Genomic DNA, 25480 nt, shown 5'->3' on the forward strand with positions numbered 1-25480 from the left:
TGGCACTTCACAATGGTGTGCCACTTTGTCTGCCAACCCACACCCTGGAGAGCAGACAAAGCGGCACACGACGGCGACTCAGTCTCAGGCGACAAGCAGTGCGTCGATCTGCCCCATCGCCTGCGCCATGCCCTCCTGCATCCCCATTTCGAGCATGGCTTCCATCTGCTCGGTGTCGCGGAATCGCGTCACCGTGGACATGCGCGTGCCCGTGTCCGTCGGCTCGATGGTGACCGTGACGTGCGCGGCATCCTCGAAATCGAGCGGTTCGCCATCGTCGTCGGCAAAGCCGTCGTCGAACTCCAGATTCAACGGTTCAACGACCGCCGTATACCGAAACCAGCCGTGCGACCGATTGCCGCTCGGGCCGGTCATGAAATACCGGCTCTGCCCGCCCACCTCGAACTCGTGCCGATGGAACGTGGCCGGGTACCCGGGCGGACCCCACCACTGCTCGATCTGCCGCGGGTCCGCCCACAGCTGCCAGATGCGCTGGGCGGAAGCGGCGAACTCGGTCTCAATCGTGAGCGTGAGCTCCTGAGCATCCGCTTCGCTGCGTGTCACTGTCATGAGTCTCTCCCTGCTTCGGTGGTGCTGTCTGAGTCGACGAGATCGTGCATGCGAGCGATGCGGCCGCGCCAAATCTCCTCGTACCGCTCGAGGAGTTTCGCGGCACGCCGGATCGTCTCGGGGTCGCCGTGGACGAGCTGCTCTCGCCCTCGCCGCTGCTTGACGACGAGGCCCGCGCGCTCGAGGACGGCGACGTGCTTCTGAACTGCGGCGAAGCTCATCGCATAGCCACTCGCGAGCGTCGACACCGACAGCGCCTGCGCCATCACACGCGCGACGATGTCCCGCCGCGTGGCGTCTGCCATCGCGTGGAAGATCTGGTCGATCTCGTCATCACCTATGTCTCGTACAACCATTTGGTTGTACGATATGTCGAGGATGCCGCGAGCGCAACCCCCGCTCCACAATCGTGTGCCGCTTTGTCTGCTTATGCTCCCTCAGGAGGACGCACAAAGTGGCACGCCCCCACCGACACCGCCGCCCGCCTCTCCACGCCCATCGTTCCCCGGCAACCGTGCGCCTCACTCTCGGTAACCGTGTGCCGCTTTATCTGCCCGCCCACCCCCGGGAGGACGCACAAAGTGGCACACGACTCGGGGCGCGCGGGCACACAGCTAGGTGCGCGCTGACGGCGCCACGCGCCTGCGAAACGCAATCGCGACCACGCCGAGCAGCAGCGGGCCGCCGACGGTGTAGACCCGCCAGATGATCAGCCCCGCGACGGCCGGCGAGGCCACCTCCGGCCCGGCGACACCGACGAGGGTCGCCAGAATCGCAGTGTCCATGATGCCGATGCCCTGCATCGGAAAGAGCGTCAGCGGATACGCGAAGACAAATGCGGCCGCGACGATCAGCAGGGATGCCTCGGTCGAGGCCACCCCGACGAAGCGAAGCGCCAGGACGAGAAGCACGAGATCCACAGCGACCATCGCCAACGTGCAGACGATGGCACGGGGAAACTTCCACGAGAACCCCGAGGCGATGTGCTGCTGAAAATGCTGAAAGCCGTCGGCCCAGGCATCCGGGGTGATGCTCGCGCGGAACCTGCGCGCCACACGACCGAGGCGCCTGCCCAGCACGGCGGCGCGCGTTCCGCTCCGCACCACCAGCAGCACACCCGCAACGAGAGCCGCGCAGACCAGCAGACTTCCAAGATCGAGCAGGCGCAGTCCGGGCGCGAGCCCTGTGAAAGGCAGCAGAACGAAACCCACCAGGGGCGTGCCGAAGCGGACGATGAACAGGTTCATCGCGTTCATCGTCGTGCCCGCCATCGACACGTCGACGCCGTAACCCCATGATGTGAAGAGTGCGACACGAAGCGCCATGTCGCTCGGCGGCGGCGCGAATGCGGAGGCTGTGCTCGCGGCGAGATCGTTGACGGTCGCCCGCCAGAGGCTGACGCCCGGAATGTAGATCGACAGGGGTGCGGCGTTGAGCACCTGCCTGACGAGCAGCACGATCAGCAGCACGATGGTCTGCCACCAGAGAAGGTTCGCGAAGGCCGCGCGGATGGCCTCGACGTCGAGCGCACGATACGCGCGCGCCATCGCCAGGATCACCCACACCGCGACGACGAGCAGCGCGAGCCGCAGCATCCATGTGCCCATGGATCCGCGTCGCTTCACCGCACCCGCATCGCTCACGATCCACCGTTCGAGTCGCTCCGTACTCGCTCAGGGTATCCGAACAGGTCGCGCATTCCACGCTGGGCAACTGCCAGGACACCCTATGAATCGTCTGATACGCTCATCACGGCCTTTCGGCCCACCAAATTGCGCGCGTCGGCATGATGCCGACGCACTCGAGGCGAAAGCGAGGTGAGCGACCCGATGGACGGTGGCAGTTCTAGTCACAGACCGGGCACCGCACCCGTTTCGCCTGTGACCGCGATTCATTCACTCTGACGTCACGGCGACGGGAACGGGCGGTCCCCGGTTGTCCCAGTACCTGACCTGACCACAACTCCGATGCGACGCACAGCGCATCGAGCTGAGGTCGCGTGTGCCAGCGGCATCTTCACAGGGCAGCCGCCGCGCACGCCAGAGATGAAGAGGAGTCCGACATGACCGTCGACTTCAACAACGACATGACCGGCGCGATCGACACGATCTCGCAGCAGGTCAACTCCCGCGACCTGACGGGCGTCGCGGCGATGATCGCCGACCGCGGCACCAACGAGCTCGTCGACATCTGCGAGCGTCTGAGCAAGCGCCAGAGCGCCGTCGTGTTCCGGTTGCTGTCGAAGCAGCAGGCGCTCGACGTGTTCGAGGCGCTGCCTCCCGCTCTGCAGAGCGACATCGTTTCAGGCCTGCAGGACTCCGAGGTCGCCTCGCTGTTCGAGCGGCTCACTCCGGATGACCGGGTGCGCCTGCTCGATGAGCTGCCCGCCGCGCTGGCACCTCAGCTGCTGCGCGGGCTGCCCGCCGTTCAGCGTCAGCTGACGGCCGCGGTTCTGGGCTACCCCCAGGGCAGCATCGGCCGCCGCATGAGCCCGGAGTACGTCACGACCCACCCCGGCCTCACGGTGACGCAGACGCTCTCCCGCGTGCAGGCTCGACTCGACCACGCCGAGACGGTCTACACGATCCCGGTGCTCGACCACGGTCGCAGCGTCGTCGGCATCGTGAGCCTGCGCGACCTGCTGAGGGCAGACGGCGAGATGCTCATTCGCGAGATCATGTCGCGACCGCACACGATCATGGCGACGTCAGACGAAGAGGATGCCGCGCGAGCCTGCGCCGATCTCGGCGTTCTGGCGCTGCCCATCGTCGACAGTGAGTCCCGTCTCGTGGGCATCCTCACGATCGATGACGCGGTCCGCATTCTTGAGGAGGAGGAGACCGAGGACTCCGCTCGTCAGGGTGGTGTGGAGCCGCTGCGTCGGCCGTACCTGGCGACGCCGATCCGCTCGCTTGTGAAGTCGCGTGTGCTGTGGCTGCTGGTGCTCGCGGTCGGTGCGACGCTCACCGTTCAGGTGCTGTCGGTCTTCGAAGACACGCTCAACGCGGTGACCGTGCTCGCGCTGTTCGTGCCTCTGCTCATCGGAACCGGTGGAAACACGGGCAACCAGGCGGCGACGACCGTGACGCGGGCACTCGCGCTCGGCGACGTGAGCGCGCGTGACATTCTGCGTGTGCTGGGTCGCGAGATGCGCGTGGGCTTCTCGCTCGGGTTGCTGCTCGGAACCCTCGGCTTCGGCATCGCGAGCCTCGTCTATGACACGCAGATCGGTCTCACGATCGGGTTGACGCTCGTGGCCGTGTGCACCGTGGCCGCGACGATCGGCGGGGTCATGCCCCTCGCCGCTCACGCGATCAAGGTGGACCCGGCCGTGTTCTCGAACCCGTTCATCTCCACGTTCGTGGACGCGACCGGGCTGATCATCTACTTCGTGATCGCGATGGCGATTCTGCAGCTGTGAGTGTCGCGGCTCGGCGCGGCGAGTGCGTCGAGCCGCGGCATCCTGCGCCTGAAAGATCGCGCAATGCATGGCCCGTGCGCGGAGCGTATCGTGGCGACCAGACGCGACACGATCGCCGGAGGGGGCTCACATGACTATCGCCGTGACAGGATCCACCGGAGCACTGGGCGGCCTGGTCGCCCGCACGCTCGCCGATGCCGGAGCCGCGCAGCGCCTGCTGGTACGCAAGGCGAACCGGGCGCTCGCGCTCGAGGGCGCAGAGGCGTTCGAGGTCGATTACGGCAATGCGGATGCCGCGGCGAGCGCGCTCCGCGGCATCGACACGCTCTTCATGGTGTCGACCACCGAGAGCATGAACCGCCTCAACGAGCACCGCACATTCATCACGGCGGCCGTCGCGGCGGGGGTGAAGCACATCGTTTATACGTCGTTCTTCGAGGCCTCGCCCGACGCGACGTTCACGTTCGCCCGCGATCACGCCGCGACCGAGGAGATCATCGATCAGGCGGGGCTGCGGCACACGTTTCTGCGCGACAACTTCTATCAGGACATCCTGCCGAGCTTCGTCGGCGACGACGATGTGTTGCGCGGACCGGGCGGCGACGGCAGCGCGTCGTTCGTGGCCCGCGCGGACATCGCGCGGACGGCCGCGGAGATTCTGCAGCACCCGGAGGACCACGCGTACAAGACGTACAACATGACGGGGCCGGAGGCGCTCAGTCTCGAGCAGGTTGCGGCGGTCATCGCGGATGCCACGGGGCGACCTGTCCGCTACCACGACGAGTCGATCGACGAGGCGCGTGCGTCACGTCAGGCGTGGAACCCGCCCGAGTGGCAGATGGATGCCTGGATCAGCACGTACACCGCGATCGCCCGCGGCGAGCTGGCGGCCGTGAGTGACGATATCGGGCGGATCACCGGTCGGCCGCCCGCGACGCTCGCGGAGACGGTCGGGGCGCAGGTCGCCGCCGCTCGCGGCTGACGAGCCGGCGGCATCCCTCACTCCACACTGGTCAGAAGGTGCGCCGCCATTCCAGGATGATCTGGGCGGCCTCGTCGAGATGGGACTCGAGAATGAAGTGCCCTCCGTCGAACAGCTCGACGCGGGTGTGCGGCACGTCCTTCGCGAATGCCCTGGCACCGTCGGGCCCGAAGATCTCGTCGTTCGCGCCCCAGATCGCGAGCACAGGCACCTGCGTCTCGCGCAGCCACTCGTGGAACCGCGGATACAGGGCGCGGTTCGTGACGTAGTCGCCGAACAGCGCCAGCTGCGCGCGGTCGTTGCCGGGTCGTGCGAGCAGGGCGAGGTCGTGTTCCCAGGCATCCGGGTCGATCGTGGTGACGTCGGGGACGCCGTGCGTGTACTGCCATTCGACGGCCTCGCGGCCGAGTGCCGGTCGCAGCTTCGCCTCGTTCTCGGGCGACGCATCGGCCGCATACGCCCAGATCGGCTCCCAGAATTCGGGGACGAAGCCTTCTTCATAGGCGTTGCCGTTCTGCGAGATCACACCGTTCACGGCGTGCGGGCGCGAAAGCGCGAGTCGCCAGGCGATCGGCGCACCGTAGTCGTGGGTGAAGACGGTGTACGTCGTGAGCTCGAGGGCGTCGACGAACTGCTCGGTCACCTCGGCGAGCCGGTCGAACGTGTAATCGAAGTCGTCGACCGATGGAGCTGACGACCGGCCGAAGCCGATGTGGTCCGGCGCGATGACGCGATATTCGGTCGCGAGAAGCGGAATGAGGTGTCGGAACATGTGCGAGCTGGTCGGGTAGCCGTGCAGAAGCAGCAGCACGGGCGCATCGGAGGGACCGGCTTCGCGATAGAAGACGTCGAGCCCGTCGACCTGGACGGTGCGGTGGTGGACCATGACCATGACTAACCTCTTTCAATTGTTTTACTGGTTAGTGGGATGCTAGCATGGACTCAGCTGCTTATGGCAAGACGAAAGAGGATGCCGTGGTTGACGACGAAGAACTTCTCGTTGCGCTGCTCAACAGCGCTCCGGTGCACGACGGACAGCCGACCGATGAGCTCGACGGCGCGTCCGGCCACGCGCTGCTCTCGCGCTTCGGCGGCACCGGAACCACGACCGAGGTCGAGAGCGCCAAACGAATGCGTGACGCTCTGCAGCGCGTGATTCGCGGGCAGGATGCCTCTGACGAGCTGCAGCCGCTGCTCGCGCGTGCGTCACTCCGACCGCACGCCACCGCGGAGGGCATCGACTGGCAGCTCGATGCTCCGGCCGACGAACGTCTCGCGATTCGCGCGGCGCGCGCCTGGTCTCAGGTGCAGCGTGACCTGCCGGGCCGACTGCGCCCGTGCGCGAACACCGAGTGCAACCTCTTCCTCATCGACCACAGCCGCCCAGGTACAGCGAAGTGGTGCTCGATGGCGACGTGCGGCAACCGCATGAAGGTGCGCGCTCACGCGAAGCGCCAGCGCAGCACGTCACCCGCCTCGTCTTAGGCTCGTTCCGCCCCGACTGAATCGAGGTTCGCGCGCAACTCTCCAAGGTAGATTTGCGCACCGGTGCCACCGGATCGAGTCACCGAGTGAGAACCGGCGAGCGTAGCCCATCTGAGCCGCTCCTCTTCATCATGGATGCCGTGCGCCATCGCGGCGATATATGCGGCGTTGAAGCTGTCGCCTGCACCGGTTGTATCGACGACGGAGACCTCCGGAACGTCGACAGTTCTCACATCCCCGTCAGGAGTGGCAACCAGTCCACCATCAGACCCCCGTTTGACGACGACGACAGGACCGAGCTTGGCTAGCGCGCAGGCGATGTCTTCGTCGGATCCAGCGGGATCATCGGCATACCCTGCACCAACAGCTCGCAGCTCCTGCCGGTTGGGCATGAAGTGAGTGATGCGCGGCAGCACATCGTCGAGACCGGTCCATTGCTCACTCGGATCCCAATTCGTGTCGACGCTCGTTGTGATTCCCTGCCCACGGAGCTCGTCGAGAAGCGCAGGCAGGCCAGCCGCGAGCTCCGGAACGAGAAAATACGACGAGAAGTGAACATGCTTGGGCGCGACCCGCTGAACACTCGTTCGCACTGCCTCGATCGACAGGGTGGGAATGACACCGGGGAAGGTGAAGATCGACCGGTCATCAGGTTGCGAAAGTATCACTGAGATTCCCGTCGCGCCGCCGTCGGCTCGCAGGAGTTCTGATGTGTCGATGCCGCACTCGGCTAAGTACTCTTCCGTGAGCGTGCCGAAGTAGTCGCTACCCAGTGTGGCGAGCAGGCCCGTATCGACACCGAGCTTCACAAGGCCAGCTGCGACGATGGACGCACTTCCGCCCAGCACGAGCTCGGCCGACGTGAGCAACTGCTCGGCTTGTCCGAAGCGCGGCTTGACGTCTCCGCGCAGAATGAAATCCGGGTTGGTGTCTCCAACGACCAGTGTGTGCACCGGCGTTATCCTTTCAGTCCTGAGAAGGTCATTGTCTGGATGAACTGTTTCTGGGCGAAGAGGAAGAACAACACCAGCGGGAACACCGCCACGACGTTCCCCGCCATGAGCAGCCCCCATTCAGTCTGGCGCGCTCCCTGGAAGTTCGCGATTCCGAGCTGAATGGTGAACGCGCTGGGATCATTGATGGCGATCAAGGGCCAAATCAGGTCATTCCACGAGCTGAGCAGAGTGAAGATCGCCAGTGTGGCGAGCGCTGGTTTGGCGAGCGGCAGCACGATGCGGAAGAAGATTCCCCAGCGCGAACAGCCATCGAGCATTCCCGCTTCTTCCAATTCCACGGGAAGTCCGATGAAGAACTGGCGCATGAGGAAGATTCCGAACGCCGAGGCCAGCCAAGGGACGATAGCAGCGCCGATCGTGTTGATCAGCCCGATCTTAGAGAACAGGATGTACGTCGGAATCATAAGCAGCTGAGTCGGCAGCATGATGGTCGCGATGATCAGCAGAAAGCCCATGTTCCGACCTCGGAACTTCAGCCGGGCGAACCCGTAGCCGGCCAACGAGCACAGCACGATGTGAGCAGCGATCGCGGATGCCGACACGATGACCGAGTTCAGGAGCCATTGCAGCACGTTCGTCGTCGCGAACAGTTTGCCGAAGTTCTCGAGAGTCAGTGTCGATGGCACGAACGGCGGCGGAAACTGCACCAGTTCGGCTGCCGGCGACAAGGCGGCGAGGAGCATCTGCACGAAGGGGATGACGAAGATGATGGCGAGCGGCGCAAGCACGAAATGCCAGCCGCTCAGTCGACGGGGGCGTCGTCGAGTTTGCACCGTCACGTGTGGAGAGATCCCCACGGCTTCACGTGTGGCAACCATCAGAAGGCCTCCTTGTCTCCGCGCCGCGAGTACACGACGACCGCAAGAGTGATGAGAAGTGTCAGCGCGAACAGCACATAGGCAGCCGCTGATCCGTACCCGAACTCCAAGCCTTTGAAAGCACGCTCCCAGACGAAGTAGACGATGGTCTTCGTTGCGTCCAGCGGTCCGCCCTTGGTCGTTGTGAAGACCAAATCGAACAGCTTGATCGCTTCGATCATCTGCCAGATGGTGACGAAGACCGTCACCGGCGCAAGCTGAGGCCAGACGACCCGCCAGAAGGTCTGCCACCTATTGGCCCCGTCGATTCTGGCAGCCTCTATGAGGTCGGCCGGGATGTCCTGAAGTGCCGCGAGATAGATCACAGTGGTGAATGCCGCCTGGCCCCAGAGCGACATGATCGCGATCACGATCATCGCCTGCGAAGGATCCTCGAGCCATTCCTGAGCGGGCAGGCCAATCGTGCGCAGAACGTTGTTTACGACGCCGAACTGCGGGCTGAAGAGGTACGTCGTCAATATTCCCGTGGCAGCAGCCGAGGCGACGAAGGGCACGAAGATCGCCGTGCGGTAAATGCCGATGAAGCGGATTCGTCTGTTGAGTGCGACAGCAAGGAACAGCCCGGCGAGCACCGAGGACGGCACGAAGAGAATCGTGTAGAAGAGCGTGTGCATGATCGAGTCGAGAAACTCAGGATCTGCAACGAGACGCGCGTAGTTGTCACCGCCGATGAACGTTGGCTCGCTGAATCCATCCCACTCCTGCAAAGACAGGATGAACGCCCAGACGGCGGGGAAGATCGAGAGGCCGACGACGATAAGAGAGGCCGGTCCGACGAACGTCCATCCCTCGAAGAACCGCCTCGTTCCTTTGCCGCGCCCCGTGCTCCCATGCTCCGAAGCACGGGGCGCCACCAGCATCCGAGTCTGACTCATCGTTACTTGGAGTCCCCGAGCTTCTCATCGGCCTTGTCCGCCGCAGTCTTCAACGCTTCAGCAGGATCCTTCTGACCTTGGAGCACTTGCGAGATCGCACTGCCGATCGCCTCTGAGAGGTTCACGTAGCCAGGAACCGTCGGACGAGCCTGCTCAGCGTTCTCATTGTTCGCCGCCATGATGTCCAGGCCTGGGTATTGGGCTGCCTGCTCCTTGAACGCGTCAGACGAGACTTCGCTCGACCGCAGCGGCAGGTTGCCGATCGCGACGTTCCAGCGGACGTCCTGTTCGGCATCCGTGAGCCACTTCACGAACTCATACGACCAATACTCGCGGTTGGCATCCTTGTGATCGAAGAGCGCCCAGATATCAGGGCCGGAAACAGTTTGATGATCGCTGTCAGTTCCGGGAAGGATCGTCACACCGTAGTCGGTTCCCGCTTTCACGAGGTCGTAGAGCTGCCACGGCCCCGACGTGATCATGCCAATGCGGTCGCTCGCGAACAGCTGCCCGAACTTGGTGTCGGTCTGATCAAGATAGACACTCTTGTCCGTGACCGCCATGTCCTGCAGGAAGGTGAGCGCGGTGACGCCTGCGTCGGAGGCGAAGGCTGCCGACTGCTGGTCCTCGCTGAGAATGTCACCACCGTTCTGCCAGAGGTGAGGCCAGAACTGCCATGTCGTCTCCTCGGAACCCGAGACTGAGTAGGCATAGCCGTAGATATTGTTCGCCGGATCGGTCAGCTTCTTGGCGGCACTTCGGAAGTCATCCCAACTCCACGTCTCGTCGGGATAATCAACCCCGGCCTTGTCGAAGAGGGTCTTGTTGTAAATGAGAGAGAGGTTGTCGACGATGGCCGGGAATCCGATCGTCTTCTCACCCGTGGGCTGAACAGTCTTGCGCGCCGCTTCGGAGAACTCATCCCACTTCACCTCGGGGTCACTCACCTTGTCAGTGATATCGAGAGTGCGGCCCGATGCTTCGAGTTGGCTTGCCCAGGCACCAAAGGAGTAGGAGATGTCCGGGTAGCTGTTTCCCGCGAAGCCGGCTGACAGCTTCTGCAGAAGCTGCTCGGTCGATGAAGCGCCGGCCGAGACGTCGATGGTGACATTCGGATGCTCCTTCTCGAACTCGCCCGCCAACTTCTCGATGAGATCTTGTGCTTCATCTGTCTGTCCCGACCACATCGTGATCGTCACGTCGGCATCCTTGTCAAGCGTTGTGGCACCTTGCTGGGCACCGCAACCGGAGAGCGCGAGTGCGCTGAGGGCGGCGATAGTTGTACCGACGATGGCACGACGTCGGCGCCGGGGCTGATACGTCATTGTGGACCCTTTCGACTTCTCCTTTGAAGGGAGCGGGAAGCGGGAGATTCATCAGGCAAATGCTTCCCGTGACCCTGACAGTCCCATGACGTATCGCTTTGAGCAATCATTCGCTCAACAAAGTGATCTAATCACTCACTAACACTGCTCGTTTTCAAAGTAGGGCAGGACGGAACAGAGACATAGCAGGATCGCCGCCACGCTCGGTTGCGACGCTCAGTGACGCAGAATGAGCGAGAAGACGCTACACGCGCACAAGATGCACACGCACGCCTGCGCGCTCTATGGCGCTGATCTCAGAGCGCTCTGCCCCGTCATCGGTGACGAGGTCGGTGACCTCCGTGAGGTCAGCGACACGAGCGAGCCGCACCTCCCCCAGCTTCGTGCTGTCTGCAACGACCACGACACGTCCGGCATGCGTCACCATTGAGCGGTTCGTGCGCGCTTCAATGTCGTCATACGTCGTCAGCCCGTTCACCGCGGTGACGCCATCCGCGCCGATGACCGTCATGGCGACGTTGATCGCGTTGAGAGCGCCCTCTGCGAGCGACCCCACGAGCTCAAATGACGCAGGACGCAGGACTCCTCCGGTCATGACTACTTTGACTTTGCTGCGCGATGCGAGTTCATAAGCCGTTGTCAGTGAATTCGTCACGATCGTCAGATCAGTGCGCGACGTCAGATTGCGTGCAACCTCTGCCGCTGTGCTTCCACCCCCGATCGCGATGGCCTGACGTCCGTGCGGAATCAGCTCGGCGGCCTTTCGTGCGATCGCCACTTTGGCGTCCCGCTCTGTGGAGTCGCGGTATCGCACAGGCAGCTCCGCTTTCAGCTCGGTGGCCTGTGCACCCCCGTGCGTCCGAGTGAGGAATCCCTGCGATTCGAGCAACGCGAGATCACGCCGGATCGTGGCCGGCGATGATTCGAGATCACGAGTCAGGTGGGAAAGTGTCACTGATCCATGCTCGGCGAGCGCCGTGAGAATGGCGGAGAGCCGAGCAGAACGCTTCGCCGACGCAACGATGGGCTGACTCGCAGATGGGAGCATGTGACTCATAACAGCAATTTGAACACATTCTCACGAGCGCTCGCTCAGAAATACTGATCGCTTTATCCACAAATCTGAGTGATGCGGCCACAATGCTCCTATGACACGAGTCACTTTCGTCGGCGCTGGAAGCGTCGTCTTTACAAAGCAACTGCTGGCAGATCTCCTGCGGTTTCCTGACTTCAGCGAGCTTGAGATCTCGCTGCACGACATCAGTCCAGAGCGCCTGCGCGTCGCTGAAGCAACCGCTCACTCCGTGTCGAGTCAGCTGGACGCTCGCGCACGCATCACTGCATCCGCCGATCGACGCCGCGCACTCGAAGGCGCTGACTTCGTCATCAACATGATCCAGGTGGGCGGTATCGATGGAACCCGCTTCGACCTTGAAATTCCTGCACGCCATGGCCTCCTGCAGACGATCGGAGACACGACGGGTGTCGGAGGCGTCTTTCGAGGGCTTCGCACATTCCCCGTGCTCACGCAGATCCTGCGCGACATGGCCGAGGTCTGTCCAGACGCGTACTTCCTCAATTACACGAACCCCATGACGATGAATGTCTGGTGGGCTGGGGTTGTCGCCCCCGAGATTCGCACAATCGGGCTTTGCCACAGCGTCTACTGGACCGCCCATGATCTCGCGGAGCTCGTAGGCCTCGCGGTTGACGAAACCCACTACCGAGCTGCCGGCTTGAACCATCAGTCCTGGTTGCTGGAGTGGACAGACCGTGATGGCGAGAACCTCTATCCGCGGCTGCGACAGCGCATCGACGATGACCCACAGCTCCAACGTAGGGTGCGTGCGGAGATCTTCCGGCGAGTCGGGTACTACCCCACTGAAACCAGCGAACACTCGTCAGAGTATCTCTCGTGGTTCCTTCGTTCGGCCGAACAGCGAGATCGTTTCCGCCTAACTCCTCTTGAGTACCTGCAGATCAGCGAAGACAACGTCGCCGAGTTCGAGCACACACGTACGGTGCTGGACAATGGCAACGACGTCGCACTCGAGGAGGATGCAACTGAATACGCACCTCAGCTCATTCACTCGATCGTGACAGGCACGAAGCGTGAGATCCACGGCAATGTTCCGAACAGAGGCCTCATTGATAACCTCCCTGAGGCAGAAGTCGTCGAAGTGCCATGCGTCGTCGACGGGGACGGCATCCACCCCGTACCGATGGGTCCGCTTCCGCGCGCATGCGTCACTGTGAATCGGGCCTATGCCGCGGTGGCCGGAGCGACGATCGAGGCGGCTCGCCGAGAAGACCCGCTACTCGTACGGCAGGCCTTGCTGGCCGACCCCAATGCGACCTCAAGCGTGACTCCCGAAGCTCTGTGGGACATCTGCAATGAGCTGACCGCGGCGCACTCCGCCCATCTGCCGGAGGGGCTGCGAGTGCACATCTGATTTCGAGGCGATCACCCCTGCGCGGCATCCTTCTGCCCCTCACTCCTTCGGTAGGCTTGTGCCGCTACGAGGGGAGGCACGGGTGACCGAGCGCAAGCCGTCAGTCTGGACGCTTCCCGGAATTCCCCCTCTGCTCGTCACCACCGCACTCGCGTTCAGCGGCTTCTCGTTGCTGATGCCGGTGGCGCCCCTCTGGGCCTCGCACGGTGGTGCGGACAGCTTCGGGATCGGGCTCGTCAACGGGCTGCTCATGCTCGTGACCGTCGCGACCCAGATGCTCGTCGCGCCCGGTCTCCGCGTGCTCGGGTGGACCAAGATGCTCGTGATCGGCGTGTTCTTCCTCGGAGCGCCCTCGATTCTGCACCTGCTCTCCGACCAGCTTCCGCTCGTGCTCGGTCTCGCGGCCGCCCGCGGTATCGGGTTCGGCATCATCACGGTCTGCGGCTCATCCGCCGTCGCCGCGCTCGTGGAGCCGAAGCGCCGCGGCCGGGCGATCGGCGCCTACGGTCTCGCGATCGCGATGCCCCAGTTCGTACTCATCCCGGCCGCGCCGTGGATCGCCGAGTACATCGACTTCTCCGTCGTCTTCGCGCTCGGCGCCGCGCCGGTCGCCGCAATTCCATTCGCGATCGTGCTGGGACGCCGCCTCGCGCTCGCCCCACCCCCAAAGACCTCGCCGATCGACGTGGCTCCGCAGGGCTCACGCATCGCTGCGGTGCGCACGCGCGCCGTCGTCATGCCGATCATCGCGCTGCTAACGATCACGTGCACGGGCGGCGCGGTGCTGACGTTCGCCCCGACCATGCTCACCGATACCACCAACGTCGTGCTCGCGCTCCTCACCCTCACCGGTCTCGGCGCGTTCAGCCGCTGGTTCTTCGGCGGCGTCGCGGACCGGTTCGGTGCCCGTCGCTTCATCGCACCGCTGCTCGTGGTCGCTGCGCTGGGGGCTATGGGCGTCGCCTTCGGCGTGACAGGCGGGACGGATGCCGCGCACACGGCGCTTCTGCTGGTCGGCTCGGCGTTCATCGGGACCGCGTACGGCGGTTTGCAGAACGTCACCCTCGTCGAAGCGTTCGCGGCAGCCGGCGATCGCGCGCGCAACGTCGTCAGTGTCGTGTGGAACGCAGGCTTCGATCTCGGCACCGGCCTCGGCTCCGCCCTGGTCGGGACTCTCGCGACGGCCACGTCGTTCCCGGCCAGCTTCGTCATGCTCGCGGTCGTGAGCGTCGTGATCGCGGCGCTCGTCGTCATGCTGCGACCCCGCACCACGTTCGCGTAGCCTCACTCGCATCCACCGACCCCGTCACGGCCATGACTTCGAGCCACGAACCGCAATCCTGACCCCTACAGAGGGTCTGAGCTCGTGCACCCTGATCACGAAACGATACCGATCGTATACAAAATCCTTTGTCGAAATATCTGACGTCGTATATGATCTCTGGCGGGGATCTGCGCGGAACACAGCGCTGAAGCCACAACGACAAGGGAGTCAACGATGACTGACACATCGATAGGTACACCTCACGCCACTCCGACCGATATGAAGAAGGTCGCCGTCGCGACCATCATCGGAACGACCATCGAGTGGTACGACTTCTTCCTCTATGCGAACGCGGCGGGGCTGCTGTTCGCATCGCTCTACTTCGAACCTCTCGGGCCCCAGGCAGCGATTCTGCTGTCCTTCGCCTCGGTCGGAGTGAGCTTCCTCTTCCGCCCACTCGGCGCCTTCATCTGCGGACACCTCGGCGACAAGATCGGCCGCAAGGCGATGCTCGTGTGGACGCTCATTCTCATGGGAGCATCCACCACCCTCATCGGTCTGCTGCCGACGCACGCCGTCATCGGAGCCGCCGCACCGATTCTGCTCGTGCTGCTGCGCATTCTGCAGGGCCTCTCCACCGGAGGCGAGTGGGGCGGTGCCGTGCTGATGGCCGTCGAGCACGCGCCCGAGCGCAAGCGCGGACAGTTCGGCGCCTTCCCACAGATGGGCGTGCCGCTCGGTCTCCTGCTGGCATCCGGTGTTCTCGCACTCATGACGGGCGTCATCTCCCCCGGCGAAGCGTTCGTCGAGTGGGGCTGGCGCGTGCCGTTCCTGCTGAGCATCGTGCTCGTGATCGTCGGCATCGTGGTTCGCCGCAGCGTCGACGAGTCTCCGGTTTTCGCCGAGATGGCTGCGAAGAAGGAAAAGACGTCGATGCCGATCATCCAGCTGTTCCGCAAGCACTGGCTGCTCGTCATTCTCGCCGCTCTGACGTTCGCCGGAAACAATGCGGCCGGCTACATGACGACCGGTGGGTTCCTGCAGGGCTACGCCACACGCCCCATCGAGGAGGGCGGTCTCGTCGGCATGGAGCGCACACCCGTGCTGGTCGCCGTCACCGTGTCGTCGGTCGTGTGGCTGCTGTTCACCTGGCTCGGCGGATGGCTCTCCGACAAGATCGGCCGGCGCAACACCTACATCGCCGGGTGGATCATCTTCCTCATCACGGTGTGGTTCCTCTTTCCGCTCGTCGACACCGGCAGCCCGTGGCTGTTCTTCCTCGGAATCGCGCTGTTCACCGTCGGCAACGGCTTCACGTACGGGCCGCAGGCGGCATACTTCACCGAACTCTTCCCGGCGTCGATCCGGTACTCGGGCGTCTCGATCGCGTACGCCATCGGCGCCGTGCTCGGCGGTGCGTTCGCCCCGATGATCTCGGCATGGATCGTTCAGCAGACCGGCACGTCGCAGGCCGTCGCGTGGTACATCGCGGGTGTCATGACCGTGGCGTTCATTGCGACGCTTCTGCTGCGCGACCGCACACGGATTCCGCTCGGCCCAGAGCACGAAGAGGAGCAGGCGAAGCACCCGATCTACGGCCTCAGCAAGTAGGACGCGGGCGCACGCGCCCACGTCCACACCGGCACCTGCGCCTGCGTCCACCGCCAACGTCCACGTCGGCGTCCACCGCCCACGCCCACGTCCACGTCCACACACTCGCGAAACGTCGCGCGACAGTGACATCTGCGGTCAATAGAGCTTGCCGCGGCAGGCTCTATTGACCGCAGCGCGCTTTCTCGTGGGACCGGTACGGATGCTCGTCGCGCTTTCCGCGGACGGCCAGAGTCGAGTGGCTGCCGTCGGCGGGCAGGATGCCGCAGAGCACCGTGCCGGCGCGATTGCGGTTACCGTAGCGGTGAGACCGAGTGAGATGGGGCCGCATGAAAGACACGACCGCGATCGGGGCCGGGCTGTTCGCCGCCTGGGCCACGAATGACGTCGAAGAGCTGATCACGATGGCCGAGACCTCGCGGACGTTGCTGCGGCGAGCGCCGGCGTGGCTGCCGATCTCGCCGGAGCTTCGGGCCCGGGGGCTGTCGCAGGCGCACGTCAACCTGAGCATCGGGCTCATGGGATGCGTCGTGGCCGCGGCATCCATTGCGGGTATTCGTTCGAAGGGACGCTCGGCGTTCTTTCGCGGAGGCCTCTACGCCTTCGGTCTGCACGGGTTCGGGCACATTGCGTCGAGCATCGCCGCCGGCGGGTACACAACGGGTGTCGCGACGTCGCCGACCGTCGTGATTCCGTACTGGTTCGCAGCCCGCAAGGTGCTGAAGCGGCACGGGCTGCGCGATGACGACCGGGCTGCGTCACGTGTCGCGTGGGCGGCACTGCCGGTCACCGTCGCGGTGCATCTCGTGTCGTGGGCGGTGCTCGGCCGTCGTTCGATCGCGCGCTGACGTACTGCGGTCTGCGTGCTGCGCGATGACGTGCTGCGGCCTGCCTACTGCCTACTGCCTACTGCCTACTGCATGCTGCGTGCTGCGTGCTGCGTGCTGCGTGCGCGACAGTGACACCTGCGGTCATTAGAGCTTGCCGCGGCAGGCTCTAATGACCGCAGCGCACTCTCTCGCGGGCGCGCATCCCCCGTGCGCGCGGCTAGGGGCAGCTCTCCATCTGTGCACCCGGTCGATCGAGTCCGTAGCGTGCGGCATCCCCGGAGGAAAGCTCCAACACGGCGCTGGCCTGGTGCGGCGACGAGTGGGACAGCGGCCACGGACCTGGTGCCGCCGCGGCGACCACGTGCAGGACGGCGCACTGATCATCAAGCCAGACGAGATCGAGGGGGAAACGCATTCCAAGCATCGAGATCCTCGTGTCCCCGTCCACCGAGCGCAAGAGCAGCCCGGTATTCGCGGGCAGCGCCTCGATGCCAGACAGACCGCGGCCCTTCTGCTCCTCCGTCTCGGGGACCAGTACGTGCAGCGTCAGGCCGTTCTGGGTGACGGTACGCCGAGGTAGAAGCTCAATGTCCTGCGGCCGATTAGCCAAGAAGCGGTTCAGACCCACAAGCCCCACGGCGGCCAGAGCAAGGAGACCAATCACGACGATGGTGACGACGACCAGCATCCGCGGACCCTTTCCTGATCGGCTCGCCCGCCCGGAGTTGGCACCTGAGAAGACGACGCAGCGACGGCCTCGATGACTGGGCACAGCGCAGACGCTAGCACGCGACCTGGCACCCTGTGACTACCGTGACGTGAAGTGGCGGGCAGGCGGCGCGAACCGTTCGGCGAGCAGCTCGAGCACGTGTCGGTACGGCTTGCCCGTGGCGCGTGACATCGCCATCTCGCAGGGGCGGTTCGCCGAGACGAAGGCATCGAACGGTGCCTCCGCGTCACTGCGGTGCACCTCCGCGGCCTCGGGTTCGGTGGCGCTCGCTGTGAGCTCGGGGTGGAGCATCCCTCGGTCGCCTGCGAAGCCACAGCAACCCCAGTCGACGGGCACATAGGCCTCGTCGGCGACAGCTTCGGCGATCGTCGTCAGCGCAGCGGTCGCACCGATGGCCTCGGTCGCACAGGTCGGATGCACCGCGACGCGGCCCAGCTTCGGCGGCGCTGTTACGCGAGCGGCGAGGCGGCTCGGGGTCTGCTCGAGCAGCGGCACGATCTCACGCGCGACGAACTGGGTGGCGTCTTCGATGCGAAGGGCCTCGACCTCGGGTCGGGCGTCACGCACGTGCTCGATCATCACGAGCAGGCCTTCGGTGCAGGATGCCCCGTCGCACACGACCGGGACCTCGCCGCCCCGGCTCGCTTCGAGCAGGCTGTCGATGACGCGCGTGGTCATCGCGGCGTAACCGGCGGCGTAGCCCTTCGACTTCCAGGGGGTTCCGCAGCAGAGTGCGCCCGCGTCCGGCGGCACGATCATCTGGATGCCGGCGTAGTCCAGCAGCCGCACGACGGCGTCACGCACTCCGTCCGAGCCGGCCTCTGGACCGAACATCGTGCCGACGCACGAGCTGAAGAACACCACCTCGGCGACACGCCCGGCCGCAGCGTCCCCCTCCCGCGCTATTTGTTCGGGCCCCAGCGCCAGGTTTTTCTGTAGCGCAGTGCTGTTTCTGTAGCGCGCTTCGGAGGGGGCGGTGGGAGCGGTGGGGGTAGAGGCGGCAGGAGAAGCATCGGCAGAGGTAGCGGTGGAGGGGGCAAGAGCAGGCGCATCGGCAGGAGTGGCGGCCGGGGCAGCTCGGTCCAGCGGCGCCGACCCTCCGCGGGGAAGATCCGCCGTGTACCGGGGCACCGTGTCGGCGCCGAGCGCAGCGCGCGCGGCATCCGTCACCCCTGTCACAAGCGGCGCGGGCAGCTTCTTCGCGACGGTCAGCGCCGTGCGCCCCGCCTGAGTCGCCGCGCCCCAGTGCTTCGCGGCGGTCGTCCAGGCCGCGCTCGCCACGGCATCCGCCTGCTCACGCCGCAGCCGCCGCACCAGGTCGCCCGTGTTGATGTCGACCGGGCACGCGATGCCGCACATGCCATCCACCGCGCACGTCTGCACGCCGTCGTAGTCGTACTGCTCGGTGAGCTCGGCCACGAGCGCCACGTCGCCGCGCTCCCGCGCCTGCTCGATCTCGCGCCGCAGCACGATCCGCTGCCGCGGCGTCGTCGTGAGGTGGCGGCTCGGGCACACGGGCTCGCAGTACCCGCACTCGACGCAGCGATCGACCTCGCTCTCAACGGTCGGCGCCGTCTTGAGGTGCCGCATGTACGACTCCGGGTCGTCGGAGAGCACGACACCCGGGTTCAGCATCCCCTCTGGGTCGATGAGCCGCTTGAGGGCGACCATGATTCCGTACAGCTCGTCGCCGTACTGCCGCCGAACGAACGGAGCCATGATGCGCCCGGTGCCGTGCTCGGCTTTGAGCGACCCCTTCTGCTCGAGAATCAGCGTCACGAGGTCATCGGTGAACCGCTCGTAGCGCGCCACGCTGTCGGGGTCGTCGAAACGCTCGTTCAGCATGAAGTGCACGTTGCCGTCCTTCGCGTGACCGAAGATGACGGATGCTTCGTAGCCGTGCTCCGCGAACAGCTCGGTGAGCCGCTCGCACGTGGTCAGCAGGTTGTCGACGGGCACGACGATGTCTTCGAGCAGCGCGTTCGTGCCCGATGGGCGGTTGCCCGCGATCGCCGTGTAGAGGCCTTTGCGCACGTTCCACAGCGAGGCGCGAGCGGCGGGGTCGGTCGTGAGATCGGGTTCTCCGGTCAGGGGCAGACCTGCCACATGATCGCGAGCGGATGCCGCCAGCTCGGCGAGCTCCTCAGCGGAGTCGGACTGCACCTCGACGAGGAACGCCGCGTGCTGGTCGACGTCGAGCTGCGCGATGACGTCAGGCACGTCGCGCAGCGTCTTGGCGACGCGCAGCGATTCGGCATCCATCAGTTCGACCGTGGCGAAGCCGTGCTCCACGAGCCCGGGCAGCGCGGCCATCGCGTCGCGCAGCGAATCGAAGACGAGCAGCCCCGTCGCGACGTGCGCGTAGACGGGGACTGTCTCGAACCGCGCCTCCGCCACGAACGCCAGGGTGCCCTCACTGCCGACGATGAGGTGCTGCAGAATGTCGATCGGGGTGTCGAAGTCCAGCAGCGAGTTGAGCCCGTATCCCATGGTGTTCTTCATGGAGAACTGCTGCTCGACCGTCGCCACCGAGTCGGGGTTGCCGCGCAGCCGGTCGCGCAGCTCGACGAGGCCAGAATGGATGCCGGGCTCACGCCGACGCAGCTGGTCGTCAGCGTCAGCATCCGCAGTGTCGATGACGGTGCCGCTCGGCAGAACGAGCACCATCGAGGCGAGCGTGCGGTACGTGTTCTGAGTGGTGCCGCAGTGCATGCCGCTGGAGTTGTTCGCGACGACGCCGCCGATGGTGCAGGCGATCTCGCTCGCGGGGTCCGGACCGAGCTTCGTGCGGTGACGGGCGAGGCGCGCGTTGACGTTGCGCACGGTGGCGCCGGGCTGCACGCTCACGCGGGCGCCGCCCTCCTCGATCGTGACACCGCGGAAGTTCCGTCGTACGTCCACCATGACGTCGCCCGAGACGCCCTGGCCCGACAGGCTCGTGCCGCCGGAGCGGAACGTCAGTCCTCGTCCGGCGTCCCGCGCGGCACGGAAGATCCGCGCGACGTCGGCGGCATCGCGCGGCACAAGCACGGTGTCGGGAACAAGAAGGTAGTGCGACGCGTCGTGCGCGTACTTGTAGCGGTCGATCGCGCGCGAGCGCACGTCCGTCGTGCCGAGCGCGTTCGTGTCGAGTTCGCGTCGGGGCGCGCTCCCGCGACCGGCATCCGCTCGCTCTCGCCCCGCAGCGCTGTTCGGCCTCGTTCGTCGCGCCATGGCATCCTCGCTCTCTCCTCCTCTTGTCTACCCCACCGGGCGCGCCTCGTCACGCCGCCCCATGGCGAGTTCGTCAGGCCGTGCCACAATGCGAGTCAGACCAGACCGACCGTGGAGCAGCATGAGAAGAAGAATGCCGCTCGGCCGCGGCCTCGCCATCGCCGGAGTTCTTGCGCTCGCACTCACCGGCTGCGCCGGCAACGGAGCCGATGTGTACGGAACCTGGGGCGAGAAGGCTGACGCGAAGCCCTACCTTGAGCTGAGCGATGACGGTTCGGTCGCGGGCAGTGACGGCTGCAACCCCATGACGGGCAACTTCACCGTCGACGGCGACACCGTCACGTTCGGTCAGCTGGCGTCCACGCTCATGGCGTGCGAGGGCGTCGATACGTGGCTCAGCAAGGCGGAGACCGCCACGGTCGACGGTGACACCATGACCGTCTTCAACACGAAGGGCGACGAGATCGGCACGCTCGACCGGGCCGAGTGAGCGCCGTCTTGTGCACAGACTCGTCGGCGATGAGGTCCGAATCGCTGCCTGCCGTTATCGCTACGGAAACTGACGACGACGGCACGTGCACGACGACGGGCGGATGCTGCGAAAGCATCCGCCCGTCTCTGTCACTGTGCCACCGTATGAGGTGCCGCTACTCGATGCGGTACGCGGCCGCGCGGCGACGCAGCACCGTGAGCGCGCCTCCCGCCGTCAGCAGAACCAGTGCCGCGATGATGAACGGCAGCGCGTCTGCGCCCGTCCACGGCAGAGTCCCGCTCGTGCTGCCGCTGGCCGCGGCATCCGTGTCATCGCCCTCGCCGTCGGCACCCGGTCCTGCGCCATCAGCCCCACCATCGCCCGGAGCCGGCTCGCCGTCGGCCGTGACCGTGAACTCGACGGTCGCCTCGACGCCCGTCTGCGCGCCGGTCACCGTGATGGTGTGCGCTCCCTCCTCGGTGGGAGCGGTCGCGGTGTAGGTCGCGGTTCCGTCGATCACGTCGGCCGTTCCGATGTCGATGGGGTCGCTCGCGATCACGCCGTTCACCTGGCGGTCGCCATTGAACGAGGATGCCGTGAAGCTGAACTTCTCGCCCGGTTTCAGCGCGGTGTCATCGAGCGCGATCGCGGCGTCGGCACTCAGCGCCGAGAGGTCGGTGTTCAGCTGCAGCGCGTTCGAGATGGTGAAGAACGTGTCGGTCTGGTCGGTGAGCCCGACGACGTTCGCCGCGCCGGGGCCGTAGCCGGCGATGCGCAGCTGGCTTCCCGTGTGCTGCTGCGAGCTTCCCGGCTTCGACGTGCCGTACGAGATCTTCATGACGGTGCCGTCCTTCGTGGTGAGCGCGGTGCTCAGCGCGGTCGGCGGCGTCGAGTCGACGATCTGGCTCGAGTGCGCGTGGTCCGCCGTGACGATGACGAGTGTCTCGCCGTCTTCCTTGGCGAAGTCGAGCGCGGCCTTCACCGCCTCGTCGAGGTCGATGGTCTCACCGATTTGACCGCACGCGTCCGCGGCGTGGTCGCGCTTGTCGATCGACGCACCCTCCACCTGCAGGAAGAAGCCCGTGTCAGAGTCGGGTCGGTCGAGCAGATCGATCGCGGTGTTCGTGAGCGACCCCAGCGAGAGGTCCGTCGAGAGGCGGTCCGGGTTCTCCGTGCAGCGCACCGGGTCGCCGTCGGCGCCTCCGACCGTCGCCTGGGTGGCGTTGTACCGGGTCGGGAAGTTGCCGGGCGTGAACAGTCCCAGCAGCGGGTTCTTCTGGTCTGCCGACTCGATGCCCGCGAGGTCCTCGGCGGTGCGTGCGACCTGGTAGCCGCGCCGCTCCGCCTGCTCGAAGAGGGTCAGGTCCTTCCACGGGCCGGCCTTCGCCACCTGCTCGAACGAGGCGGAGCCGCCGCCGAGCACGACGTCCGGACGCGTGCCGAGCAGCTGCTCGCTGATCGACCCGAGTCCGCCCTTGTCGAGTGCGTCGTCCCCGCAGCGCTCCACCGAGTCCGGGCCGTAGCACTTGCGGTCGGAGACGTGCGCGACCTGCACGGCGGGCGTCGCGTCCTGGATCTCGGCCGTGCTCACGTCGCCGGTGCGCAGTCCGTTCGCCTTGGCGATCTCGAGTAGCGACTGCTGCGGTGTGCCGTCCACGTCGACGGAGATCGCGCCGTCATAGGTCTTGGTGCCCGTCGCCCACGCGGTTCCTGTCGCAGCAGAGTCGGGAACGTAGTCCGGCTTCCCCTTGTTCGGGCCGTCCTCGTGAACGGAGTACGTCGTGTACTGGCCCGTCAGCGGCAGGGCATCGATGCCCGGAAGCATCCCTGCCGCCCCATACGCGTAGTTGCGCGCGATCGTGATCTCACTGTCGCCCATGCCGTCGCCGATGAGCAGGATCACATTCTTCGCCGGGCCGTCCACGAGCGAATCGCGGATCGCCTGGGTACTGTCGTCGGGGTTGCGCGCGGCACCGCCATGGTCGGACACATCGGCGAATGCGGCTGTGGGGGTCAGCACGCTCACTCCGACGAGAGCGGCAGCGCCCACGGCGAGCGCTGCCCCGGTCACACGTCGAGATCGACGTCTCATCTCGTTCTTCTCCTCTGTCTGCGTTGTCAGGACGCTCTCAGTGAACTGAGCCGAGAGAACATCGCGATGAACGCTCGGCTACCGCTGAGTGAACTCACCCATCCTGTTCGGACGGCCGCACGGCCAGTGCATGAGTTCTCCCACGTCGGAACGGGTTTTCGTCGCCGGAGTGTCGGTCACCCGCGTTAGGCTGAGCGGGTGGATTTCAACGACGCCCCTCTCGACCCCACGTCCGTCGCGAACCTGAGCGAGCAGAGCCTCCGCCTCGATCTCGTCGACACCACCGACCGCGAGCGCTTCGCCGCCTGGTCGAACGTCGTCGGTCGCGGCTTCTACGGCGCACGCCTCGAAGAGAAGGAGCTCGATTTCGTTCTGAACTCGTCGAGCTACCGTCGTGCGACGGGGGTGTGGGATGCCGAGACCTCCGACCTCGATCCGGTCGCGACGCTCTCCGCGTGGACGACCCCGATGTCCGTTCCGGGCGGCACGGTTCCCACGTGGGCGATCAGTGCAGTGACGGTCGCTCCGACGCACCGGCGCCGCGGCATCGCGCGCAACCTGCTGCAGAACGAGCTGCGCACCGCGAGCGCGTGCGGCGTGCCGGTCGCCGCGCTGACGGCATCCGAGGCCACCATCTACGGTCGCTACGGCTTCGCACCCTCAGCCCGCGTCGCGAAGCTCACCATCGACACACGTCGCGCGCGGTGGAGCGGACCGGTCGCGCCCGGTCGCGTGCGCTTCATCGAACTCTCCGAGCTCGACACGGTCGGCCGCGAACTCTACGAGCGGTCGCGGCTGCGCACTCCCGGCGAGATCGCACTCGATGACGAAACGTGGACCGACATCGTCGGACGCGAATTCGGCAAAGACGACAAGGCGAAGGACGTCCGCGCGGTTCTCTACACGGATGCCGCGGGCACCCCGCAGGGCTTCGCGACGTATCGCGTGAAGGACTCCGAGAACGACGAGCCGCTCACGGCGACGGTGCTGTACCTCGCGGCCGCGACCGACGAGGCGTATGCCGGGCTGTGGCGCTTCATTCTGGAGCTCGACCTGGTGCGCCGGGTCGTCGCGGACCTGCGCTCGACGGATGAGCCGGTGCTCTGGCAGGTCTCCGACGTCCGCGGAGTGAAGGTCGAGCCGTACGATCACCTCTGGCTGCGCATCATCGACCCGGTCGCTGCGCTCGAATCGCGCACCTACTCACGTGCGGGCCGCTTCGTGCTCGACGTCGCCGACGCTCTGGAGTTCGCCGAGGGCCGCTGGCTGCTCAAGGTCAACGACGCCGGTGCCGCGACGGTCACACGGGTCACGGGCGATGCGCCCGAGGATGCCGCTCACGTCGCGCTCACCGAGGTCGACCTGGCGCTTGTCTACCTCGGCGGTGCGTCGGTGACCTCCCTGCATCGCGCGGCGCGCGTCACCGAGCACACCGACGGGGCGGCGGCTCTGCTCGACGCGACGCTGCACAGTCCGGTCGCGCCGCGCCTCAGCCTCTGGTTCTGACCCGCTCAGCTCACCACGGCACCGGTCCGCTGCTGTCGACGAACGTGCCGGAGTGCGCTCCCTCCGGGAGGGTCGCCGTGTCGGCCAGCGCCTTCGCCAGGGCGATCGTGATTCCGTTGAGCGCCGCCTTCGAGCTCTGATAGGCGGGCACGACCATGCCGTAGTACGGCGAGGCCGGATTCGTCTGATCCGCGAGCGAGCCCATCGCGGTCGAGACGTTCACGATTCGCCCGTTCGCGGCGTTCGTCAGCTGCGGCAGAAACGCCTCGAGCACGGCCACCGCACCGAAGACGTTGGTCGCATACGTTTGCTGGAACAGCGCGAGGTCGACGACCTCCGTGGGCTGGCTCGTCGCCTCGGGCAGCACGCCCGCGTTGTTGATCAGAACGTCGAGGCCGCCGTGGCGCTCCTCGACAGCGGCTGCGGCGGCGCGTACCGACGCGGCATCCGTCACGTCCATCTGCACAGACGTCGCTCCGCGTCCGATCTCCTCGGCCGCACGCGCTCCATCGCTCGCGCTGCGCGCCCCGATGACGACGGTCATTCCCCGGTTCGCCAACTCCTCGGCGACCGCGCGGCCAAGACCGCGGTTTCCTCCCGTGATGAGAGCTGTGGTCACGATTGTCTCCTCTGATCTGATTTCTGGGCGCACTGTGCGGCCACATCATGAAGACGGCACAGCTCGCCGAAACGTGAGACCGGGGAGCAGAGACCGGGGAGGATGCTTCGCGCTCATCCCTCGAGAAGAAGCAGAATC

Annotated in this window: 22 protein-coding genes; 9 read left to right on the plus strand and 13 right to left on the minus strand. The window is 65.6% G+C overall.

Annotated elements, in window-relative coordinates:
- Window positions 1-84 precede the first annotated feature (84 nt).
- From ACSAGD_RS14030 to ACSAGD_RS14040, 3 genes are all read right to left on the minus strand, one after another.
- On the minus strand, window positions 85-570 hold the full coding sequence (locus ACSAGD_RS14030) for an SRPBCC family protein (RefSeq protein WP_437583388.1): 486 nt from the start codon (window positions 568-570) through the stop codon (window positions 85-87).
- On the minus strand, window positions 567-926 hold the full coding sequence (locus ACSAGD_RS14035) for an ArsR/SmtB family transcription factor (protein WP_437583389.1): 360 nt from the start codon (window positions 924-926) through the stop codon (window positions 567-569). Before ACSAGD_RS14035 ends, ACSAGD_RS14030 begins: the two co-directional genes overlap by 4 nt.
- A gap of 258 nt (window positions 927-1184) precedes the next feature.
- The gene (locus ACSAGD_RS14040; protein ID WP_437583390.1) at window positions 1185-2213 is read right to left on the minus strand and encodes a hypothetical protein; all 1029 of its coding nucleotides are present in this window, start codon (window positions 2211-2213) and stop codon (window positions 1185-1187) included.
- Window positions 2214-2632: 419 nt separating this feature from the next.
- On the opposite strand from ACSAGD_RS14040, the gene mgtE reads away from it, so the two are divergent.
- A complete protein-coding gene (gene mgtE / locus ACSAGD_RS14045) occupies window positions 2633-3991 on the plus strand; it encodes a magnesium transporter (RefSeq protein WP_437583392.1) in 1359 nt (452 codons plus the stop codon).
- Between the two features lie 130 nt (window positions 3992-4121).
- Window positions 4122-4973, plus strand: coding sequence for an SDR family oxidoreductase (locus ACSAGD_RS14050; protein WP_437583393.1), 852 nt, complete (start codon window positions 4122-4124; stop codon window positions 4971-4973).
- Between the two features lie 31 nt (window positions 4974-5004).
- Here the strand turns inward: ACSAGD_RS14050 and ACSAGD_RS14055 are convergent, their stop codons facing one another.
- Window positions 5005-5865 carry an alpha/beta fold hydrolase gene (locus tag ACSAGD_RS14055; RefSeq protein WP_437583394.1) on the minus strand — a complete coding sequence of 287 codons (861 nt, stop codon included), beginning with the start codon at window positions 5863-5865 and terminating at the stop codon, window positions 5005-5007.
- A gap of 44 nt (window positions 5866-5909) precedes the next feature.
- Here ACSAGD_RS14055 and ACSAGD_RS14060 point away from each other — a divergent pair, with 44 nt between their 5' ends.
- Window positions 5910-6458: a CGNR zinc finger domain-containing protein gene (locus ACSAGD_RS14060; protein WP_437583395.1), complete on the plus strand. Its 549-nt coding sequence runs from the start codon at window positions 5910-5912 to the stop codon at window positions 6456-6458.
- Here the strand turns inward: ACSAGD_RS14060 and ACSAGD_RS14065 are convergent.
- From ACSAGD_RS14065 to ACSAGD_RS14085, 5 genes are all read right to left on the minus strand, one after another.
- The gene (locus ACSAGD_RS14065) at window positions 6455-7411 is read right to left on the minus strand and encodes a carbohydrate kinase family protein (protein WP_437583396.1); all 957 of its coding nucleotides are present in this window, start codon (window positions 7409-7411) and stop codon (window positions 6455-6457) included. The genes ACSAGD_RS14060 and ACSAGD_RS14065 overlap by 4 nt on opposite strands.
- Window positions 7412-7416: 5 nt before the next feature.
- Complete coding sequence (locus ACSAGD_RS14070) at window positions 7417-8292, minus strand: carbohydrate ABC transporter permease (RefSeq protein WP_437583397.1); 876 nt, start codon at window positions 8290-8292, stop codon at window positions 7417-7419.
- Window positions 8292-9227: a carbohydrate ABC transporter permease gene (locus ACSAGD_RS14075; protein ID WP_437583398.1), complete on the minus strand. Its 936-nt coding sequence runs from the start codon at window positions 9225-9227 to the stop codon at window positions 8292-8294. The genes ACSAGD_RS14070 and ACSAGD_RS14075 overlap by 1 nt, the downstream gene beginning before the upstream one ends.
- A gap of 2 nt (window positions 9228-9229) precedes the next feature.
- Entirely contained in the window at window positions 9230-10552 is a 1323-nt protein-coding gene (locus ACSAGD_RS14080; RefSeq protein ID WP_437583399.1) for an ABC transporter substrate-binding protein, read from the minus strand.
- Between the two features lie 244 nt (window positions 10553-10796).
- Window positions 10797-11507, minus strand: a complete 711-nt coding sequence (locus ACSAGD_RS14085; RefSeq protein ID WP_437583400.1) for a DeoR/GlpR family DNA-binding transcription regulator — start codon at window positions 11505-11507, stop codon at window positions 10797-10799.
- A gap of 193 nt (window positions 11508-11700) precedes the next feature.
- On the opposite strand from ACSAGD_RS14085, the gene melA reads away from it, so the two are divergent.
- The 4 genes from melA to ACSAGD_RS14105 all read left to right on the plus strand — a co-directional run bounded on the left by melA (window position 11701) and on the right by ACSAGD_RS14105 (window position 16728).
- A complete protein-coding gene (melA, locus tag ACSAGD_RS14090) occupies window positions 11701-13005 on the plus strand; it encodes an alpha-galactosidase (RefSeq protein ID WP_437583401.1) in 1305 nt (434 codons plus the stop codon).
- 82 nt (window positions 13006-13087) lie between these two features.
- Complete coding sequence (locus ACSAGD_RS14095) at window positions 13088-14287, plus strand: MFS transporter (RefSeq protein ID WP_437583402.1); 1200 nt, start codon at window positions 13088-13090, stop codon at window positions 14285-14287.
- 216 nt (window positions 14288-14503) lie between these two features.
- On the plus strand, window positions 14504-15880 hold the full coding sequence (locus ACSAGD_RS14100) for an MFS transporter (protein WP_437583403.1): 1377 nt from the start codon (window positions 14504-14506) through the stop codon (window positions 15878-15880).
- 329 nt (window positions 15881-16209) lie between these two features.
- The gene (locus tag ACSAGD_RS14105) at window positions 16210-16728 is read left to right on the plus strand and encodes an HXXEE domain-containing protein (RefSeq protein ID WP_437583404.1); all 519 of its coding nucleotides are present in this window, start codon (window positions 16210-16212) and stop codon (window positions 16726-16728) included.
- A 199-nt stretch (window positions 16729-16927) separates the two neighbouring features.
- Here the strand turns inward: ACSAGD_RS14105 and ACSAGD_RS14110 are convergent, their stop codons facing one another.
- Together ACSAGD_RS14110 and ACSAGD_RS14115 are read right to left on the minus strand one after the other, a co-directional pair.
- A complete protein-coding gene (locus ACSAGD_RS14110) occupies window positions 16928-17398 on the minus strand; it encodes a DUF192 domain-containing protein (protein ID WP_437583405.1) in 471 nt (156 codons plus the stop codon).
- A 120-nt stretch (window positions 17399-17518) separates the two neighbouring features.
- The gene (locus ACSAGD_RS14115) at window positions 17519-20653 is read right to left on the minus strand and encodes an FAD-binding and (Fe-S)-binding domain-containing protein (RefSeq protein ID WP_437583406.1); all 3135 of its coding nucleotides are present in this window, start codon (window positions 20651-20653) and stop codon (window positions 17519-17521) included.
- Between the two features lie 121 nt (window positions 20654-20774).
- On the opposite strand from ACSAGD_RS14115, the gene ACSAGD_RS14120 reads away from it, so the two are divergent.
- Window positions 20775-21143, plus strand: a complete 369-nt coding sequence (locus tag ACSAGD_RS14120; protein ID WP_437583407.1) for an META domain-containing protein — start codon at window positions 20775-20777, stop codon at window positions 21141-21143.
- Window positions 21144-21300: 157 nt separating this feature from the next.
- Here the strand turns inward: ACSAGD_RS14120 and phoA are convergent, their stop codons facing one another.
- The gene (gene phoA / locus ACSAGD_RS14125) at window positions 21301-23217 is read right to left on the minus strand and encodes an alkaline phosphatase (RefSeq protein ID WP_437583408.1); all 1917 of its coding nucleotides are present in this window, start codon (window positions 23215-23217) and stop codon (window positions 21301-21303) included.
- 198 nt (window positions 23218-23415) lie between these two features.
- Here phoA and ACSAGD_RS14130 point away from each other — a divergent pair, with 198 nt between their 5' ends.
- The gene (locus ACSAGD_RS14130; RefSeq protein WP_437583409.1) at window positions 23416-24723 is read left to right on the plus strand and encodes a GNAT family N-acetyltransferase; all 1308 of its coding nucleotides are present in this window, start codon (window positions 23416-23418) and stop codon (window positions 24721-24723) included.
- A gap of 10 nt (window positions 24724-24733) precedes the next feature.
- On the opposite strand, the gene ACSAGD_RS14135 is transcribed toward ACSAGD_RS14130, so the two are convergent.
- The gene (locus tag ACSAGD_RS14135) at window positions 24734-25342 is read right to left on the minus strand and encodes an SDR family NAD(P)-dependent oxidoreductase (RefSeq protein ID WP_437583410.1); all 609 of its coding nucleotides are present in this window, start codon (window positions 25340-25342) and stop codon (window positions 24734-24736) included.
- Between the last annotated feature and the right edge of the window lie 138 nt (window positions 25343-25480).

This window comes from Paramicrobacterium salitolerans (assembly GCF_051513965.1).
Classification (GTDB): domain Bacteria; phylum Actinomycetota; class Actinomycetes; order Actinomycetales; family Microbacteriaceae; genus Paramicrobacterium.